19 protein-coding genes are annotated in these 17,033 nt (G+C 74.1%); 7 read left to right on the forward strand and 12 right to left on the reverse strand.

What is annotated here, in order from left to right; genetic code table 11:
* Window positions 1-2: 2 nt before the first annotated feature.
* Window positions 3-1,244: an aspartate aminotransferase type Ic gene (locus tag IE332_RS16735; protein ID WP_189916802.1), complete on the reverse strand. Its 1,242-nt coding sequence runs from the start codon at window positions 1,242-1,244 to the stop codon at window positions 3-5.
* A gap of 129 nt (window positions 1,245-1,373) precedes the next feature.
* Between IE332_RS16735 and IE332_RS16740 the strand changes: the two genes are divergently transcribed.
* Window positions 1,374-2,360: a helix-turn-helix domain-containing protein gene (locus IE332_RS16740; RefSeq protein ID WP_189916804.1), complete on the forward strand. Its 987-nt coding sequence runs from the start codon at window positions 1,374-1,376 to the stop codon at window positions 2,358-2,360.
* Between the two features lie 17 nt (window positions 2,361-2,377).
* Here IE332_RS16740 and IE332_RS16745 read toward each other — a convergent pair whose 3' ends face one another.
* The 3 genes from IE332_RS16745 to IE332_RS16755 form a co-directional block, all read right to left on the reverse strand.
* Entirely contained in the window at window positions 2,378-2,854 is a 477-nt protein-coding gene (locus tag IE332_RS16745; RefSeq protein WP_189916806.1) for a hypothetical protein, read from the reverse strand.
* A 5-nt stretch (window positions 2,855-2,859) separates the two neighbouring features.
* A complete protein-coding gene (locus tag IE332_RS16750; protein ID WP_229928654.1) occupies window positions 2,860-3,798 on the reverse strand; it encodes a polysaccharide deacetylase family protein in 939 nt (312 codons plus the stop codon).
* Window positions 3,799-3,882: 84 nt separating this feature from the next.
* Complete coding sequence (locus IE332_RS16755; RefSeq protein WP_189916810.1) at window positions 3,883-4,209, reverse strand: sulfurtransferase TusA family protein; 327 nt, start codon at window positions 4,207-4,209, stop codon at window positions 3,883-3,885.
* 159 nt (window positions 4,210-4,368) lie between these two features.
* Here IE332_RS16755 and IE332_RS16760 point away from each other — a divergent pair, with 159 nt between their 5' ends.
* Window positions 4,369-5,388, forward strand: coding sequence for a S66 peptidase family protein (locus tag IE332_RS16760; RefSeq protein WP_189916818.1), 1,020 nt, complete (start codon window positions 4,369-4,371; stop codon window positions 5,386-5,388).
* 113 nt (window positions 5,389-5,501) lie between these two features.
* Here IE332_RS16760 and IE332_RS16765 read toward each other — a convergent pair whose 3' ends face one another.
* The 4 genes from IE332_RS16765 to IE332_RS16780 form a co-directional block, all read right to left on the reverse strand.
* Complete coding sequence (locus IE332_RS16765; RefSeq protein ID WP_189916820.1) at window positions 5,502-6,008, reverse strand: MarR family winged helix-turn-helix transcriptional regulator; 507 nt, start codon at window positions 6,006-6,008, stop codon at window positions 5,502-5,504.
* A gap of 77 nt (window positions 6,009-6,085) precedes the next feature.
* Window positions 6,086-6,442, reverse strand: a complete 357-nt coding sequence (locus IE332_RS16770; protein ID WP_189916822.1) for a DUF6204 family protein — start codon at window positions 6,440-6,442, stop codon at window positions 6,086-6,088.
* Between the two features lie 88 nt (window positions 6,443-6,530).
* Window positions 6,531-7,175: an ester cyclase gene (locus IE332_RS16775; RefSeq protein ID WP_229928655.1), complete on the reverse strand. Its 645-nt coding sequence runs from the start codon at window positions 7,173-7,175 to the stop codon at window positions 6,531-6,533.
* Window positions 7,168-7,893 carry an SDR family oxidoreductase gene (locus IE332_RS16780; RefSeq protein WP_189916824.1) on the reverse strand — a complete coding sequence of 242 codons (726 nt, stop codon included), beginning with the start codon at window positions 7,891-7,893 and terminating at the stop codon, window positions 7,168-7,170. Before IE332_RS16780 ends, IE332_RS16775 begins: the two co-directional genes overlap by 8 nt.
* 130 nt (window positions 7,894-8,023) lie before the next feature.
* Here IE332_RS16780 and IE332_RS16785 point away from each other — a divergent pair, with 130 nt between their 5' ends.
* Window positions 8,024-8,914, forward strand: a complete 891-nt coding sequence (locus IE332_RS16785; protein ID WP_189916826.1) for a LysR family transcriptional regulator — start codon at window positions 8,024-8,026, stop codon at window positions 8,912-8,914.
* Between the two features lie 223 nt (window positions 8,915-9,137).
* Here the strand turns inward: IE332_RS16785 and IE332_RS16790 are convergent, their stop codons facing one another.
* Complete coding sequence (locus IE332_RS16790; protein WP_189916828.1) at window positions 9,138-9,827, reverse strand: alpha/beta hydrolase; 690 nt, start codon at window positions 9,825-9,827, stop codon at window positions 9,138-9,140.
* A gap of 32 nt (window positions 9,828-9,859) precedes the next feature.
* Window positions 9,860-10,189 (reverse strand): hypothetical protein, encoded by a 330-nt coding sequence (locus IE332_RS16795; RefSeq protein ID WP_189916830.1) that lies wholly within the window; start codon window positions 10,187-10,189, stop codon window positions 9,860-9,862.
* Between the two features lie 208 nt (window positions 10,190-10,397).
* On the opposite strand from IE332_RS16795, the gene IE332_RS16800 reads away from it, so the two are divergent.
* From IE332_RS16800 to IE332_RS16810, 3 genes are all read left to right on the forward strand, one after another.
* Window positions 10,398-11,018, forward strand: a complete 621-nt coding sequence (locus tag IE332_RS16800; RefSeq protein ID WP_189916831.1) for a WHG domain-containing protein — start codon at window positions 10,398-10,400, stop codon at window positions 11,016-11,018.
* Window positions 11,019-11,077: 59 nt separating this feature from the next.
* Complete coding sequence (locus tag IE332_RS16805; protein ID WP_189916833.1) at window positions 11,078-12,460, forward strand: carotenoid oxygenase family protein; 1,383 nt, start codon at window positions 11,078-11,080, stop codon at window positions 12,458-12,460.
* Window positions 12,461-12,669: 209 nt separating this feature from the next.
* A complete protein-coding gene (locus tag IE332_RS16810) occupies window positions 12,670-14,262 on the forward strand; it encodes a hypothetical protein (RefSeq protein WP_189916835.1) in 1,593 nt (530 codons plus the stop codon).
* Between the two features lie 69 nt (window positions 14,263-14,331).
* Here the strand turns inward: IE332_RS16810 and IE332_RS16815 are convergent, their stop codons facing one another.
* Window positions 14,332-14,871, reverse strand: a complete 540-nt coding sequence (locus tag IE332_RS16815) for a GNAT family N-acetyltransferase (RefSeq protein ID WP_189916837.1) — start codon at window positions 14,869-14,871, stop codon at window positions 14,332-14,334.
* A gap of 159 nt (window positions 14,872-15,030) precedes the next feature.
* On the opposite strand from IE332_RS16815, the gene IE332_RS16820 reads away from it, so the two are divergent.
* Window positions 15,031-15,840, forward strand: a complete 810-nt coding sequence (locus tag IE332_RS16820; protein ID WP_189916839.1) for an alpha/beta fold hydrolase — start codon at window positions 15,031-15,033, stop codon at window positions 15,838-15,840.
* A 48-nt stretch (window positions 15,841-15,888) separates the two neighbouring features.
* Here IE332_RS16820 and IE332_RS16825 read toward each other — a convergent pair whose 3' ends face one another.
* On the reverse strand, window positions 15,889-16,878 hold the full coding sequence (locus IE332_RS16825; RefSeq protein ID WP_189916841.1) for an ArsR/SmtB family transcription factor: 990 nt from the start codon (window positions 16,876-16,878) through the stop codon (window positions 15,889-15,891).
* Between the last annotated feature and the right edge of the window lie 155 nt (window positions 16,879-17,033).

The following is a 17,033-nucleotide window of genomic DNA, read 5'->3' on the forward strand; positions in this document are numbered from 1 at the left end:
GGTCAGCCCTGCGGGGCCGCCGCCGCGAGCACCTCGCGGACGCAGACCGCGAGTGCCCGCAGCGCGGTCTCCAGGTCGGCCGGCTCCGGGTAGCTCGGGGCGATCCGGATGGTCCGGTCGGCCGGGTCGTCACCGTACGGGTGGGTGGCACCGGCCGGGGTCAGCGCGACCCCGGCCGCTCCGGCCAGCCGGACCACCTCGCGGGCGCAGCCCTCGGGCACCTCCAGCGACACGAAGTAGCCGCCCTTGGGCTGCGACCAGCGGACCCCCGGCTGGTCGCCGAACTCCTCCCGCAGGATGCGCTCGACCAGTTCGAACTTGGGCTGCAGCAGCTCGCGGTGGCGGCGCATGTGGGCGCGCACCCCGTCCGCGTCGCGCAGGAAGGCGACGTGCCGCAGCTGGTTGATCTTGTCGGGGCCGATGGTGCGCTTGCCGGTGTGGCCGAGCAGCCAGGACACGTTGGCGGGGGAGGAGCCGAAGAAGGCCACGCCGCTGCCGGCCAGGGTGACCTTCGAGGTGGAGGCGAAGACGAACGCCCGGTCCGGGTGGCCGCCGTCGGCGCAGGCCGCCAGCACGTCGGCGAGCTCCACCTCCTCGTCGGTCAGGTGGTGGACCGCGTAGGCGTTGTCCCAGAAGATCCGGAAGTCCGGCGCGGCGGTCGGCATCCCGGCCAGCCGGCGCACGGTCTCGGCGCTGTAGCAGGCGCCGTCCGGGTTGCTGTACTTGGGAACGCACCAGATGCCCTTGATCCGGGCGTCGCCGGCCACCAGCTCCTCGACCACGTCGAGGTCCGGGCCCTCGGGCGTCATCGGCACCGGGATCATCCGGATGCCGAAGCGCTCGCACAGCGCGAAGTGCCGGTCGTACCCGGGGACCGGGCAGAGGAACGCGATCTCCGGCTCCTCCGCCCAGCGCCGCTCCGAGCCGGGCACCCCGCTCAGCATCGCGTGGACCAGGCTGTCGTGCATCAGGGCCAGGCTGGAGTTGTCCAGCGCCACCAGCTGCGCGACGGGCACCTGGACCAGCTCGGCGAAGATCTCCCGGAGCTCGGGCAGGCCCTGCAGACCGCCGTAGTTGCGGCAGTCGGTGCCGTCGGCCGAGGTGTGCCCGACGGGCTTCGACAGCAGGTCCTGCGACAGGTCGAGCTGGCGGGGCGAGGGCTTGCCCCGGGTCAGGTCCAGGGACAGGCCCTGTTCCAGCAGCTTCTGGTACTCCCCGACGGATCGCGACTGCACGGGTGTCACGGACTTCCTCCCTTGGACCGGGCCTTGTGCCGGACAGCCTATCGAGGCCTTAAGCTGCGCTTTTAACGGCACTACGATCGTGGACACGCCATCGACAGGATGGCGTCCGAATGTCACCCGGGGGGGAACATGCTGACGAGTCTTGGGCTGGACACCTTCTCCGAGCAGGTGTACCGACAGATGCTGGCCTACCCGGAGCTCGGCCTTCCGGAGCTCGCGGAGCGGCTGGGCAGCTCCGTCGAGGAGATCCAGGAGGCCTGGGACCGGCTCGCCGACCTGTCCCTGCTGCGGCCGACCCGCAGCGGATCGAGCGGCCTGCACGTGGTCAGCCCCGAAGTCGGACTGGAGATGCTGCTCGCCCGCGAGCAGGCCGAGCTGCTGGAACGGCAGCAGCAGATCGAGCGCAGCCGGGTGGCCGCCGCCGCGCTGATCGCCGACCACGCCGACCTGCGCCGGGAGTCCCCGGTCGCGTACGTGGAGCAGCTGCCGGGCGTCGAGGCGGTGCGCGACCGGCTGCGCAAGCTCACCGGTGAGGTCGAGCACGAGCTGCTGGCCTTCGCCCCGGGCGGCCCGCAGAGTCCGGAGAACCTGGCCGCCGCCCGCCCGCTCGACGAGGAACTGCTCAACCGCGGGGTGCGCATCCGCACCCTGTACGTGGACAGCATCCGCAAGGACCGGGCCACCGCCGAGTACGCGAGCTGGCTGGGATCGGCGGGCGGCCAGACCCGTACGGTGCCGAGCTTGCCGCTGCGGATGCTGATCATCGACCGGAAGATCGCCGTCGTCCCGGTCAACCCGGAGCGCTCCGACCAGGGCGCCGTGGTGCTGCACGGGCCGGGGACGGTCACCGGGATGTACGCGCTCTTCGACCAGTTCTGGGCCCGTGGCGTCCCGCTGGACCAGGAGCCGGGGGACGGCGCCTTCGAGGAGCTCAACGGGCAGGAGCGGGAGATCCTGGCGCTGCTCGCCGACGGCATGACCGACGAGGTGCTCTGCCGCCGGCTGGGCGTCTCGGTCCGCACCGCGCGGCGGATCATCGCCAAGCTGATGGACCAGCTGGGCGCGCGCAGCCGCTTCCAGGCCGGCGCGGAGGCCGTCCGGCGCGACTGGATCTGACTCCTGGCTCCCAGCTCTCAGGGCGTGTCCGACGAGCCCCGGGGGCGGGGGCGCGTGGGGTCGGGGAACCCGGCGAGGAAGGCGTGGGCCTGGGCGCGGAGGTCGTCGACCGGCGGGTCGTCGCAGACCACCTCCAGGCCGAGCGCGGTCGTCTGCCCCCAGTGGAAGTAGGACTGGTAGGCGAGGTAGGGCCGGTGGCCGTCGCTGGGGTCGAGCCCGACGGCGAAGGTCGCGGAGCAGGTGCGTTCCCGCTTCGTCCGGGCGAACTCCGTACGGGAGAGCTCCCATTCGAACTCGTACGGCTCGGGCCCGGCGGGCAGGTCCAGCAGGGCCTGGGCGAGTTGGCGGACCTCGTCCGGGTCCGCGAAGGGCAGCGACTCGGAGCCGATGGGCGCGGCGGCGAACAGCTCCCACTCCCGGCCGTTGTGGCTGACGGTCAAGGCCCACGGGCCGTCCTCGTCGCGCCAGTGGCAGTGCAGGCTCAGGTCCTCCATGACGGTCAACCTCCCTGTGGTGCTGGGCTGTTCGTAGACCTCCATGGTGGCACAGCGGGTGGCGGAGGGAAGTCGGGTGTGAGCCGTTCTCGGGCCCGTCGCCAGGCGTCCCGCAGCGCGTCCCAACCGAGGACGGTGACGCCGTGCTCGGCGAGCAGACGGCGGGCCTCCGGGGAGACCAGGAACTCGTGGTCGGTGTGGCGCACCAGCCAACCGTCCTGCGGGGCACGGGGGTTCGGCCCGGCCAGGCTGGGGTGCAGCGCCCATTCGGTCAGGCCCGGCGGCAGGTCGGCCAGCAGCCGGGCGTAGTGGGCGGGCTTGTCCTCCGGCGGTACGGAGAAGCTGTCGAGGAAGCCGTGGTCGACGACGGGCAGGCCGCGTGCGCGCGACCGGTCCAGGGCGGGCGGCAGCCAGACCCGGACCGCCAGGCCGTACTCGGCGCCGAGGGCGAGCGTGAGGTCGAGCACGTCCTCGCGGCCGCCGTCGGCGAGGCAGTGGAAGTCGAGGTGGGTCGGGGCCCGGCCGGCCGCCGCCACCGCGTCGATCTGGGCGCGGAACTCCCGCTCCACGTGGTCGAGTCGGGCACGGGCGAGCAGTGCGGCCCGCCCGGCCGGGGTGGGGGCGAAGAACTCCCCGTCGTCGTCGAGCAGGGACGGCACCCGGTCGCGCGGCGACAGCGGGCCCCAGCGCAGGTGCGGCGACTCGCAGACCAGGGTGAGGTGCACGCCGAACGGCACCTCCGGGTGCCGGCGCAGCAGCCGGAGCGCGTGCGGGGCGCCGGCGCAGGGCGTCATCAGGCTGCAGGAGGCGGCGATGCCGTGGCGGACGGCGTCGATCACGGCGCGGTTGACGGACTCGTCCAGGCCGAAGTCGTCGCAGTTGAGCAGGAGGAGCCGGGCCTCGGGCGGGTGGCCCAGGAGGGCGTTGGCGGCGGGTGCGGGCACGACGGCAGTCTGCACCGGAGGCACCGGCGGTGCACGGGAATTACCGCCCGGGGGCGGGGGTTCGGAGACGGGCCCGGGGCCGGGTCAGTCGGCGATGGGGGCCGGGTGCCAGGGGCGGTCGGGGTGGGTTCGGACCGGGGCCGAGGTGAGCCGCAGGGCGTACACCTCGCGGTCGGTGGCCTCGTACGGGACCCGGCCGAGGTACTCGTGGCCGGTCAGGTGGCACCAGGCGGGCAGGTCGAGCGGGGCGGCGGGGTCGGTGGTGTGGATGTGGACCACCGCGCCGGCCGGGAGGTGCGCGATCCGGGCGCGCAGGCGCAGCAGGAGCTGGACGCAGAGCAGGCCCGTGCCGTCGACGGTGAGGTCGGGGGCGGTGCGGGCGGTGTCCGTGCTGCCCGGGGTGTCGGTCATGGGCTGGCCTTCGCGGGGTGGTGGGGCGGTGCGGTGGTGCCGGTTCAGCCTAGGAGACGGGCCGGACGGCGGGTACGGCGGGTGTCCGGTGGGGGCGCCTCGGCGGGCGGCCGGCGAAACTCGCGTGCCCCCGCGGACGGCACCGGCGACACTGACGCCATGACTGGTTCCGCACCGCCTCGACTGCTTCGGCCGCGTGCCCTGGGGCCCGGGGACCTCGTCGTCATCGCGGCGCTGTCCGGTCCGCTGCCGGCCGCTTACGAGCCCAACGTCGAGCAGACGGTGGCCGTGCTCGAACGGATGGGCTTCCGCGTGCGCCGGGCTCCGCTCCTCGAAGCGGGACGCCGCCATTGGTGGAGCGCGGCCACGCCGGCGGAGATCGCCGGGGAGCTCAACGGCCTTCTGCGTGATCCCGAGGTGCGGGCGATCGTCGCGAGTGACGGCGGCCAGACGGCGCTCGGCTACCTCGACCTGATCGACGTCGAGGCGGTCAGGGCCGACCCCAAGCCGATCCTCGGCTACAGCGACGTCTCGCTGCTGCACCTGGTGCTCCACGCGCGCACGGGTCTGGTCGGGTTCCACGCCGACATGGCCGTTCCCGGCTTCGGCGGCAACTGGCCGTCCGCGCCCGTGGCGCGCCGGGCCGAACTGGAGGAGCTCTACTCCAGGCTGCTCACCGGTACCGAGGCGATCGGTGTGCTGCCCGCGAGCCCGTCGTGGGAGTGCTGGCGCCCCGGCCGCGCCGAAGGCCCGCTGATCGGCGGGGTGATCAACCGCATCGTGCTGGCGCAGGCGACGCGTTTCGCGCTGCCGCTCGAACGCTTCGACGGTGCGGTGCTGTTCTGGGAGGAGACGGGCGGCCTGGCGTCGCACGTGTGGAGCTACCTCCAGGTGATGCGGCACAGCGGCATCCTCGACCGGATCTCCGGCATGGTCGTGGGCGTGCCGCGCGACATCGCCGGCCTCGAACCCGGCGCGTCCCCGACCCTGCCCGAGCTCGTCCTCGACGTCCTCGGCGACCGTGACATCCCGGTGCTGGGCAACGTCGAGTTCGGGCACGCCGGCCCGAACCTGCCGATGCCGGTCGGCATCCGCGCCGGCCTCGACGCGCGGCAGCGGACGTTGACGCTGCTCGAACCGGCGGTGGGGCCGCCCGCGATCACGGGACCGGTCGGGTGAGCGGCGCGGTCCGGTGGGCTCACGGCCCCCGGCGGCAGCACCACCGGGGGCCGACCCGCGCCCTGCTGATCCCAAGGGACCACCGCCCCGGAGAACGCGCACGGTCACTGCAACTAGCCGAGTCCCTGGCCGGGGGCGGTGCCGCCGAGGCGGGTGAGCAGGGCGGACAGCAGGGTGAGGTCCTCGGCGCTCCACCGGTCGGCCGCGAAGTGGTCGGCGGCGACCTGGCGGGCGGTGTGCAGCATCTCGGCGAGCCGGTCGCGGCCGGTGGGGGTGAGCGCGGCGTACGCGACCCGGGCGTCGCGGGCGGCGGCTTCCCGGGTGACCAGGCCGATCCGCTCCAGTGGTGCGAGGCCGCGGGTCACTCCGGAGGCGGTGAGGCCGAGGGCCTCGGCGAGGTCGACCCGGCGCATCCGGCCGCCGGGGGCCTGGGAGAGGTGGAGCAGCACGGTGAAGTCGGACAGGCTCACGCCGTGCAGGCCGCCGAGGCTCGCGTCGAAGCGTTTGACCGCGGCCGTCTGGGCGCGGACCAGCCGCAGGGCGGTGTCCAGCGGGTCGGGGCCAGCGGGCGTGCCGGGGTGCTGGGGGTCGGTGTCGGGCCGTTCGGGCCGATCTGTCATTGCCACCTCCTTGACTGCTCAAGTATATCCCTGGGGCGAGCCGTCAAGGAGATGGCGGAGGGGGGAGGGGGTGTCGGTCAGCGGGTGGTGCCGGCGGCGCGCCGCTGACGCTTGCCGAGCGGCGCCTGGGAGAGGTCCTCGGCCTGGGACCGGAGGTTCTTGTGGCCGTAGCCGCGGCCCGTCAGCCAGTCCCGCGCCGCCTGCTCGGCCCGCTCGGTGGCCGCCAGGATGTCCTCCTCGGCCTCGCCCCCGTCGAGGAAGCGGAAGGTGAAGGCGGTCCGCGCCGAGAGGTCGTAACTGAGGTGCCCCTCGGGCGTGAAGGCCGCGTGCAGCACGTCGTGTTCGGGTGCGGCGGTGAGGAGTTCGGCACGCTGCTCGTCGGTGAGGCCGTCGAAGACGCCGCGCACCATGATGCGGAAGGTCCGTGTGGTCATCCCCCGACCATAGGCAGGAGGGGCCGTCGACCGCCAACGCGATTTCCGGGCGCGTCGGCCGTCGACGGCCCCCGCCGAGGGCCGGACGTCAGCTGTTGACGCCCAGTTGGGCCAGCAGGGACGTGTTGTCCTCGATGTGCCAGTCCTCGACGATCCGGTCGGTGCCGACGTGCTGGATGTCGATCGCGTTGAACTCGACGCCCTGGCCCCGGCCGTGGACACCGTCGAAGGTCCCGGTGAAGTGCCCGCGGAAGACCAGCCGGGCGGTGATCCGGTCACCGGTGACCAGCACCTCGGACAGCTCGCAGGTCAGGTCCGGTACGGCCGCGCGGAAGGTGCGCGAGGCGAGCACCGGGCCGGTCGGGCCCTGCGGGCGGCCCGGCGGCAGCGTGTTGTCCCGGAACCCCGGACTGATCGACGCGTCCAGGTACCGCTGCTGCCCGGTGTTCCAGAAGGTGTACAACTGCTGGGCCAGGCGCACCTCCTGGGCCGCGCGCCGGGCGCCGATCGAGCGGTCCACGGTGAGCGCCTTCGGCTGGACCAGATCGGGCGAGCGGTCCACCAGCCGCTGCGGCCAGGCCCGCGAGGACGGTTCGCGGCCGGCGCCGTGCGGGGGCGCGGCCGCCGCGGTGCCGCCCAGCAGGGCGGCCAGGGCCACGGCGACGGCGGCCGCGCGGAGCGGGCGGACCGGGCGGCGGGGGCGGACAGGGCCGCGGGACAGGGCCTCAGACAAGGCGGCCGCCCCCGTCCACGTGCAGCACGGTGCCGGTGACGTACGGGTTGTCGACCGCGTACAGCACGGCCTTCACCAGGTCCTCCGGGCTGCCCACCCGGCGGGCCGGGTTGCGCGCGGCGACCCCGCGCAGGAACGCCTCCTTGTCGGCGCCGAGCCCGTCCCAGGAGCCGGTGTCGACGATGCCGGGGGACACCGCGTTCACCCGGACCGGCGCGATCTCCACCGCCAGCGCCTGCACCAGGAAGGCGAGCGCGCCGTTGGTGGTGGCCATCACCGTACGGCCCGGGGCCGGACGCCAGGCCGCCACCCCGGAGAAGAACGTGAACGAGCCGCTCTCCGACACCTGCCCCACCAGGTGCTTGGCCAGCAGCAGCGGCCCGATCACCTTCGCCGCGAACGCCCGCCGGACATCGGCCGCGTCCAGCTCCGCGAGCGGGCCGTTGGCCGGGATCGCGGCGGTGGACACCAGGTGGTCGAAGCGGCCGGCCCGGGCGGCGAAGTCCGCGATCGACTGCTCGTCCGCGATGTCGAGCGCCAGCACCTCGGACGGCCCGGACAACTCACCGGCCGTCCACTCCAGCTTGCGCGGATCCGGACCGGCCAGCACCAGGTCCGCACCGGCGGCCGACGCAGCCTTGGCCAGAGCGCGCCCGGTGCGCGAACCGGCGCCGACCACGACGAGGCGCCGGCCCTTCAGGGAACCGTCATCGGACATGGGAGGACTCCTTCGAGCACAGGGGGAGGGGGTCGGCCGCCGCTGCTCGCCGCGGCCGCTCCACGACTCTCCCCTGACCTGCGGTGATGAGTCCAAGGCTTGTTTTCTACGTCAGCGATAAAATCTGCTCATGGCAACGCTCCGGCAGCTCGAATACCTGGTCACCGTGGTCGACACCGGCTCCTTCACCCGCGCGGCCGAACAGCTGCACGTCACCCAGCCCGCGCTCTCCCACCAGATGCGGGCCCTCGAAGCCGCCGTCGGCGGCCCGCTGCTCGAACGCCTGCCGCGCTCGGTCCGGCTCACCCCGATGGGCCGGGCCGTCCTGCCGCACGCCCGCGCCGCGCTCGCCGAAGCCGAACGCCTGCACACCGTGGCCCGGCGCACGGCCGGGCTGGAGGAGGGCGAACTGGAGGTCGCGGCGATCTACTCGGTCAGCCTCGGCATCCTGCCGCCCGTCCTGCGGGCCTGGCGCCGGCTCCACCCCGGGGTGCGGATCCGGCTGCGCGAGTACCCGCACGCCGACCTGCTCCGGGCCGCGATGGCCGCCGGCCGCGCCGACGTCGCCATCGGGCCCGTCCCGGACGGCTGGGAAGGGCCGATCCGGGAGCTCGGGGTCGAGGAGTTCGCGGTCGTCCTGCCCGTCGACGACCCGCTGGCCGACAGCCCCACCGGCACCGTCGCACTGGCCGAACTCGCCGACCGGGACTGGGTCCACTACGCCCCCGGCAACGGCCTCGCCGACCTCCTCGACCACGTCGCCGCCCAGGTCGGCTTCCACCCCCGGGCGGCCGTCCGTGCCGAACAGACCTCCGCCGCACCGTTGTTGGCCGCCGCCGGGCTCGGCCCCGCCCTGGTCCCGGCGAACATCGTGCCGCCGCACTTCGACGGCGCCGTGCTCCGCCCGCACCCGCCGGTCCGCCGCACCCTGGCCGCCTACACCCGGACCCGGCCGGACGCGCTCACGGTGGCGTTCGCCGACCTGGTGGTCGGGGTGGGGTGCGTGGACCCGGCGGGGTGACCGGAGGACGGGGGCGGCTCTCGGTGGGCTAGGCCCTCTCTTTCGGATCTTGTCGGATCAGCGCGCGGCTCCCCCAGCCTTCGGCCGGGAGGTACCCCCATTCCGCGCCCGGCTGGGCGTGCCGGCGGATCGTCCTCGTACTGGGTCGTACTTGGATGATTCGCCGGTGCGTCCAGGCGGGATGCCCGGCGTCGTGCGCCCGGCAAGATCCGAAAGAGAGGGCCTAGGCCCGGGCCGGGAGGCGGGTGCAGACCGTTCCGGTGGCGAGCGTGGCGGGCTCGGCCTTCAGGGTGTCGAGGGTGAAGGCGGTGGTGAGCGCGTTGATGTCGCGGGTTTCGCGGAGGAGGAAGTGGTTGCCGCCGGGGATCTCGTAGCGGGCGAGGTCCGGGACGACCCGGCGGGCGCGCAGCGCGTACTCCAGGGACTGGGTGGCGTTGGCCGCGCTGTGGTCGCCGGTGCCGTGGACGATCAGTACCCGCCGCCCGGCGAGCTGGTCGACGGTGTCGCCGCTGGGCAGCCAGGGGGCGATCCCGGCGACGCCGACGACGGACGGGTGGCCGGCGCACCAGAAGGCGGCGCGCCCGCCGAGGGAGTTGCCGATCAGGACGACGGGTGCGCCGTCGTACCGCCGGGTGAGCTCGTCGAGCGCCCACCGGGTGTCGACGGCGGTGTCGGCGTCGTCGCCGTTCCAGCCGCTGTAGCGGTAGCGCAGCAGGTGCACGGCGAGGCCGTGCGGCCGGCCGCGGTCGGCGAGTTCGGCGGCGAGGTCCCGCAGGCCCAGTTCGGCGACCTTCAGCGGTCCGCTCCTGCTGCGGAGGAATCCGCCGGGCAGGAGCAGGGCGACGCCGTTGACCGGTTCGTCCCCCTGTCGCGGGGTCAGCTGCGGGGTGCGCGGACGGTGCGCTCGGAACACGCGGAATCCTCCCAGATCGGTACAGCCGGATTCTACGGTTCCGAGGAGGGGTCCCGGTGCGCGAGCAGGGACCACAGGACCCAGCCGGTGACCCGGGTGCGGGCCACCATGACCTTGGCCCAGCGGGCGCCGAGCGGGGAGGTCCAGGTGTCCACGACCTCCACGACGTCCCCGGAGCGGGCCAGACCGATGACGGTGTCCTCGCCGAAGTGGTCGGTCCGGACGTTGGCGGCGCTGACCGAGACCTCCCACCAGCCCGCCCCGACCTCGGGCGCCCGCTCGCCGGCCGGTGTGACCGCGGCCGGGACGAGCAGGATCGCGAGGGAGAGGACCGCCGCCGTCGCCCGGCCGATCACGGCCACGCGAGCCTCGGCGCGCCGTTGTGCGGAGGTGGTGGCGGCGGTGTGAACAGCGGGGGAGCCATGTACAGCAGAACGACCCGGCCCTGCGTACGCGCACTGTCGGGCGCCGGGGCTCACCCGGTCGGGTGAGTCCGGGGCCGGTCCGGGTGGCGCTGCCGATGCCAGGAGGGTCTGGTAACACTGTTTCCCATGGGTTACGTTGTTACCCATGAGCACGCCCTACCAGGACGCGCAGCGGGCCGGCCAGGACGCCGTGCGCGCCGTGATCCTCGACTGCGCCATCACCCTCCTCGTCGCCGAGGGCTCCGCCGCGCTGACCGTGCGCCGGATCGCCGCCGAGATCGGCTCCTCGACCAAGGTGCTGTACACGATGTTCGGCGGCAAGGAGGGGCTGCTCGACGCGCTGTACCGCGAGGGCTTCGCCCGGCTGCGCCGAGCGCAGGAACAAGTCCCGCCGGGGGAAGGGCCGTTGAGCTACCTGACCGCGCTCGGCCGGGCCTACCGGGAGCGGGCGATCGCCGAACCCGCCTACTACCGGGTGATGTTCGAGCATCCGGTGCCCGGATTCCGGCCCGGCGCCGAGGCCTTGGCGATGGCCGACGGCGCGTTCGACGCCTCCGTGGCCGCGGTGGAGGCGTGCATGGCGGCCGGGGTCTTCCGGCCGGGCGACGCGCACGAGGTGTCCAAGCTCTTCTGGGCGGCCACGCACGGCGTGGTGAGCCTGGAACTCGCCGGCCACTTCGCCCCGGCCGACGCCGGGCCGCGCTACGAGGCGCTGATGGCCGCCCTGGGCCGGGCGTTCGGCGCCGGAGCGCCGGCGACCGACTGACGAGCGGACTGACGGGCCGACGGGCGAACCGACCGACCGACTGACGAGAGGACGACACGATGAGCCGAAACCGTTACCTGTTAGGGAACTTCGCCCCCGTGGTAGAGGAGGTCACCGCCCACGACCTGCCCGTCACCGGGCGGATCCCGGACCACCTCGACGGACGCTACCTGCGCAACGGCCCCAACCCGCTGGGCATCGAGGACCCCGCCGCACACCAGTGGACGCTGGGCGCGGGCATGGTGCACGGCGTCCGGATCCGGGGCGGGCGCGCCGAGTGGTACCGCAACCGGTGGGTCCGCTCCGGAGCCGTCGCCGACCTGCTCGGTGAGCCGCGGCGCGGCACTCCCGTCGACGAGCGGCTGGACATCTCCCCGAACGTGCAGGTCGCGGGCCTCGCCGGGCGCACCTTCGCGCTCACCGAGGGCGGCATCCGGCCGTACGAACTCACCTACGAGCTGGACACGGTGGGCCCGTGCGACCTGGGTGCCACGCCGGAGGGGTACAGCGCCAACGCGCACTCGCTGTTCGACCCGCACACGGGGGAGCTGCACTCGCTCGCCTTCCGCTACGGCTCGGACCAGGTGCAGCACATCGTGATGGACGCGGTCGGCGCCGTCCGGAGCGTCACCACGATCCCGGTGCCGGGGAACCCGTACATGCACGACTTCGCGCTCACCGAGCGGTTCGTGGTGCTGTACGACACCCCGGTGGTGTTCAGCGCGGCGCACCTGGCGACCGGCGTGCCCTTCACCTGGGACGAGCGGCGTGCCGCCCGGGTCGGTGTGATGCCGCGGGCGGGCGGCGGGGTGCGGTGGTTCGAACTGGCGCCGCACCTGGTCGGGCACACGCTCAACGCGTACGAGCGGACGGCGGATTCGCTGGTGGTCGACGTCGTCCGGCACCCGCCCGGCATCGATCTGCGGCGCCTCGGGGCGAGCCGGCCCACGCTCGACCGCTGGACGGTCGACCTGGCGGCGGGGACGGTGAAGGAGGAACGGCTGGACGACCGGGTCCAGGAGTTCCCGCGCCTCAACTCCCGTTTCTCCGGGCGCCCTTACCGCTACGGTTACGCGGCCGCCGTCGAGCTGTACGCGCCGCCGGCCGGGCCGGGGGACGAGCGGCCGGCCGAGGGGTTCAGCAACGCCCTGCTCAAGCACGACCTGCACCGGGGGACGGTGGAGGCCCATGAGTTCGGGCGGGACGGTGCCGTCGGGGAGGGGGTGTTCGTCGCGGCCGAGTCGCCGGCGGCGGAGGACGACGGGTATGTGATGGCGTACGTCTTCGACCCGGTGCGGGGTGCGACGGACCTGGTCGTCCTCGCCGCCCAGGACTTCACCGGCGGGCCCGTGGCCCGGGTGCACCTGCCGGTGCGGGTGCCGCTGGGGCTGCACGGGAACTGGGTGCCGGGCGGGGAACCGGGGGTGCCGGGCAGGGCGTGAGGTGACGCGGCGTCGCGGGTGAGGGGCAAGGGGCCAAGAGTTGCCCCTGGGGGAGCCTCGCGGCATTCGGCGCCTCTTATGTGCAGGTGATGGCCGGGGTTTTCCCTGCTCTTTGTTTCGGATCAAGGCGGGCTCTGCGACGATCCGATGATCGTCGCCCTGTTGTGGTGGGCGGCGCGTCGCAGGGGTGTCGCAGGGGAGAGACCGGCATGGCCGTTGGGCCCGAGGACGACGTGGTCCGGGCGGGGTGGGGTGCCAGGTTCGCCTGGAACAACAGGTTCGTCCGGAACAACGGGTTCGCCTGGAACAAGGAGACCTGGATCGTGGTCTCCGGCGGGGTGCTGGGGGCCATGTTCGCGAGCATGGGGCTGGCGGTGCTGTTGGGGCCGGGGAACGGGTTCGGCGGCGACAACCTCGCGTACATGGGGATCATCAGCATCCTCGGACTGATGCCGTGCGGCGCGGGCTTCGTGTGGGCGCTGATACACCCGCGGCACGGGCTGCCCTCGGCCGCCGTCGGCGCGCTGCTGGGCCTCGGCCTCTTCCTCTCCTTCGCCGGCGGCGCTGTCAACGACGCGTGGCGGGCACCGCTGGACCGGCCGTCCACGACCCGCGCGCTGGGCAGCTGGACGGCCGGGGACCTGGTGGTGCGGGTCCGGCCGGACCAGGTGGTGGCGTACCGGAGCGCCACCGGCACCGTGGTCTGGCGCTGGACGCCGCCCGGGGAGGACTCGGTGTGCGCGATGAGCCGGGGCACCGGCCAGGCCGGCCCGGCGTCGGCCACGGCCTCGGCGTCGGCCGCGGCGGCCCAGGCCGGAGCGGCCGCGGGCGCGGTCGGGCTGATCGGCCACTCACCGCAGAACAAGCCGTGCGCGGCGGTGACCGCGCTCGGCCTCGCCGACGGCCGCTCCGGGTGGACCGCCGCCGTGGACGCGCCCGCCCGGGAGGGCGACTCGGCGGCGCCGGACGTGGTGGCGGTCGCCGGGCAGCAGGCCGTCCTCCAGGAGAGGGACGGCTGGCGGGCGGTACGGCTGGCGGACGGCGGGGCGGCCTGGCGCAGCCCGGTCGACGCCGGCTGCGCCCCGCGGCAGGTCGCGGGCGCGGCGGCGGACGTGGTGACGGTGGCGCAGTGCGGTGGGGCCGCGCCCGTGCTGCGGTCGCTGGAGGCCGGGGACGGGCGGGAGCGGTCGCGGATCGCGCTGCCGGGCGCGGGCGGCCTCAAGAACCTCGCGGTGGTGTCGGTGGCGCCGCTCGCGGTGTGGGTGGACGCCGAGGCCGAGCGGGGGACGCACGCGGTGCTCAGCTACGACCGGGACGGGCGGCGGCGGGCGACGATACCGGTCTCCGGTGACGAGTACGACCTGGACGTGATGCTGGGCGGGCTGCACGCCTTCGACGAGTTCGACGCCCGGCCGCTGTTCGGCGGCGTGGTGGTGGGGGACCTGTTCATCGTGCCGGCGCAGAAGCCCGGCGACGTCAGCATCAGCGGTGGCACGCACCCGAGCCGCAGCGCGACGGGCCGGCTGGTCGCGTACTCGCTCGCCGACGGCGGGCAGCGCTGGACGGCCGGGCTGGACGACCAGGTCACGGGCCTGGTGGTGGACGGCGCCTCGGTGTGGGCGATGACCCGCGCCCGGATCGTCCGGGTGGACGCCGCGACCGGACGCAAGGGCGTGGAGCTGGACGTGAACGGCACGGCGTCGCTGTACCCGGTGGACCTGTCGGTGTCCGGCTCCGAGCGGTTCACGGTGGTGGCGGAGGACGGGACGCGCGACGAGCCCCCGGTGCGCGGGATGCGCTGAGGGGGCTCGTCGCGCGGCCGCCTTCGAGCGCTGGGCAGTCGGGCGCCGGTGCGGCCCCGGCTCGGTGAGTTACTTCGAGCCGGTCCGGGCGCCGCTGCGGAAGTCCGGGTAGCCCAGGATGAAGACCTTCTCCGCCGGGTTCCGGACGTAGGGGATCACCTTCCCGGTGTCCTCGAAGCCGAGCCGCCGGTAGAAGGCCAGGGCGCGTCCGTTGCTCTCGTTGACGCCGAGGGTCAGCCACTGGGCGGCGGTGTGGTCGCGCGCGTGGCGGATGATCGCCCGGACGAGCTCGGCGGCGGGGCCGGCGGTGCCCCGGTGGGCCGGGGTGACGTAGACGGAGCGCACGCACACGGTGTCGGGCACGTCGGGGACGGGTTCGACCCCGGCGATCCCCACCCAGGCCCCGGCCTCGTCACGGACCGTGAAGGTGGCGCGCTCCTCGGCGGTGGCCTCGGTGGCGGCCTGCTCCTGCCAGTGGCCGTCGGGCTGGGCGGCGGTGTCGGCGTAGGACAGGTTGAAGGCGTCCGGGGAGTCCCGCAGCGCCTCCAGCGTGATCTCGCGGAGTTCCCGCCACTCCTCGGCGGTGATCCGGCGTACGACGTAGTGCATGCCCCGAGCCTGGCACGGCCGCGGGGCGGTGGGATCACGCGTGAGGATGATCTTCGTCCCGGTGCTCCCCCGCGTGGGGGAGCCGCCCGGCGGACCTGAGCCTTCCAGGCGGTTGTGTCAGGCTGGTGGGGGAGCACCGCCGAGATCGGGAGGCTCGAGATGGCCGAGATCAGGGTGAACGGGGTCGCGCTGCACTACGAGACCCGCGGTGAGGGCCCCGGCGTCGTCCTGGTGCACGGCTCGTGGAGCGACGGGGACTCCTGGGCGCGGGTGGTGCCGGGCCTGGCCGAGTCCGTGGCCGTCGTCACCTACGACCGCCGGGGCCACAGCCGCAGCGAGGACCTGCTCACCCAGGGTTCGGTGTACGAGGACGCGGCCGACCTGGCCGGGCTGATCCAGGGCCTCGGCCTCGCCCCGGCCTTCGTCTACGGCGACTCCTACGGCGCGCTGGTCACCCTCCGGCTCGCCGCCGCCCGCCCCGACCTGATCCGGGGGATCGGCGCGCACGAGCCGCCCGGCAGCGGCATCCTGCTCGCCGACCCGGACCTGCGCCCGATCGGCACCGCCTTCGCCGACCGGATCGCCGCCGTCCGCGAGCTGCTGGAGCAGGCCGAGTCGGCGGCGGCCGCCGAACTGTACGTGGACAGCCTCGCCTTCGGGCCGGGAGCCTGGGAGCAGCTGCCCGCGCCGATCCGGCACACGTACATCCGCAACGCGCCCACCTACCTGGACGAGCTGCGCGACCCGGACGCGCTCGACCTCGACCTCACCGGGCTGGCCCGGTACACCGAACCGGCGCTGCTCACGCAGAGCGACGACAGCGCGCCGATGTTCGGCGAGGTGCTGGACCTGGTCGACCTGGCCCTGCCGAAGGCCGAGCGGCACGTGTACACCGGCGCCGGGCACGCCCCGCACCTGTCGCAGCCGGAGGAGTGGGTGCGGGTGGTCCTGCCGCGCGTCCTGGCCTGAGCGCCGCCCGAGCCGGCCGGCGGGCCGGCCCGCTGGTCCGTTGGTCCGCTACCGGGCCGCCAGCATCTCCTCCCCGCGCGGCGTCCGCCGGTACAGCACCTCCCGCCCGCTGCGCAGCCGGCTGACCAGGCCCGACCGGTGCAGTACGCCCAGGTGGTACGAGACGGTGCCCGCGCTCAGGAAGTGCCGGGCGGCCAGGTCGGCGGTGGTCGTCGGGTCGACCAGGGCGGCGAGCAGGTCCGCCCGGGTCGGCCCGAGCAGCTGGGCCAGTGCCGGGGCGGGGGTCTGCGGGATGGCGGGCGGATTGCCGACCGGGTACATCAGGGTCGGCGCCCGGTGGCAGCCGTCGACCGGGTCCAGGATGACGTGGAGCCTCCGGCTCACCAGGGTCGGCATCAGCAGCACCATCCGGGCCGGCAGCTCCACGTCGAAGCGGCTCTCCAGCCGGATCAGCCCGTCGGACCAGGAGAGTTGCGGGGAGAGGGAGTTGAACAGCGAACCGGTGCCGTGCCGGGCCAGGAAGCGGCCCCGCTGGTCGACCTCGGCGTCCAGTACCGCCCGGGCGTCCGGCCAGTACGGCGCGAGCGCCGACTCCCAGTACCGGCCCAGCTCGTCGGCGACCCGCTCGGCGAAGTAGCGCGGGCCGCGCAGCATGGTGCGCAGCACCACGTCCGGTACCTGGCGGCCGGCCAGGTTGGCCGCGGGCAGGCCGTGCCGGACGGTCTCCAGCTCCGCCCGGACCCGCTCGGGGTCGGTCCGGCGGACGGCCTCCAGCTGCTCGGCCACGGTCGGATCCGGTCCGGAGGGGTGCGGGGAGAGGAAGTCCGGGATGTACCCGCCGGCCTGCTCCAGGGCCAGCCCCGACAGCAGCTCCAGCTTCTCCCGGCGCAGCACCCGGCGGGTACGGCCCACCCAGGCGTACGGCCCGGTACGGGAGTTGAGCGAGAAGGCCATCAGGGTGTTGACCGCCTCGTGGAGTGGTGAGACCACGAAGCGGGTGCGGGCGAGCCCGGTCGAGTCGATCGTGAGCCGGATCAATGCCGTCCTTCCCCGGTCGTCGGAACGTCGTTCCGCCGGACTGTCAGGTGGGTGGAACGCGGAGCTGATATACCGTCAGGTCATCTGGAATCACCGGGTTCGTCCGCCTTTCGGCTGCCTTTCGGTCCCCGACGTTTCGACCCTGGTCGAATCCT

Source organism: Kitasatospora xanthocidica (assembly GCF_014656195.1).
Taxonomy (GTDB): Bacteria; Actinomycetota; Actinomycetes; order Streptomycetales; family Streptomycetaceae; genus Kitasatospora; species Kitasatospora xanthocidica.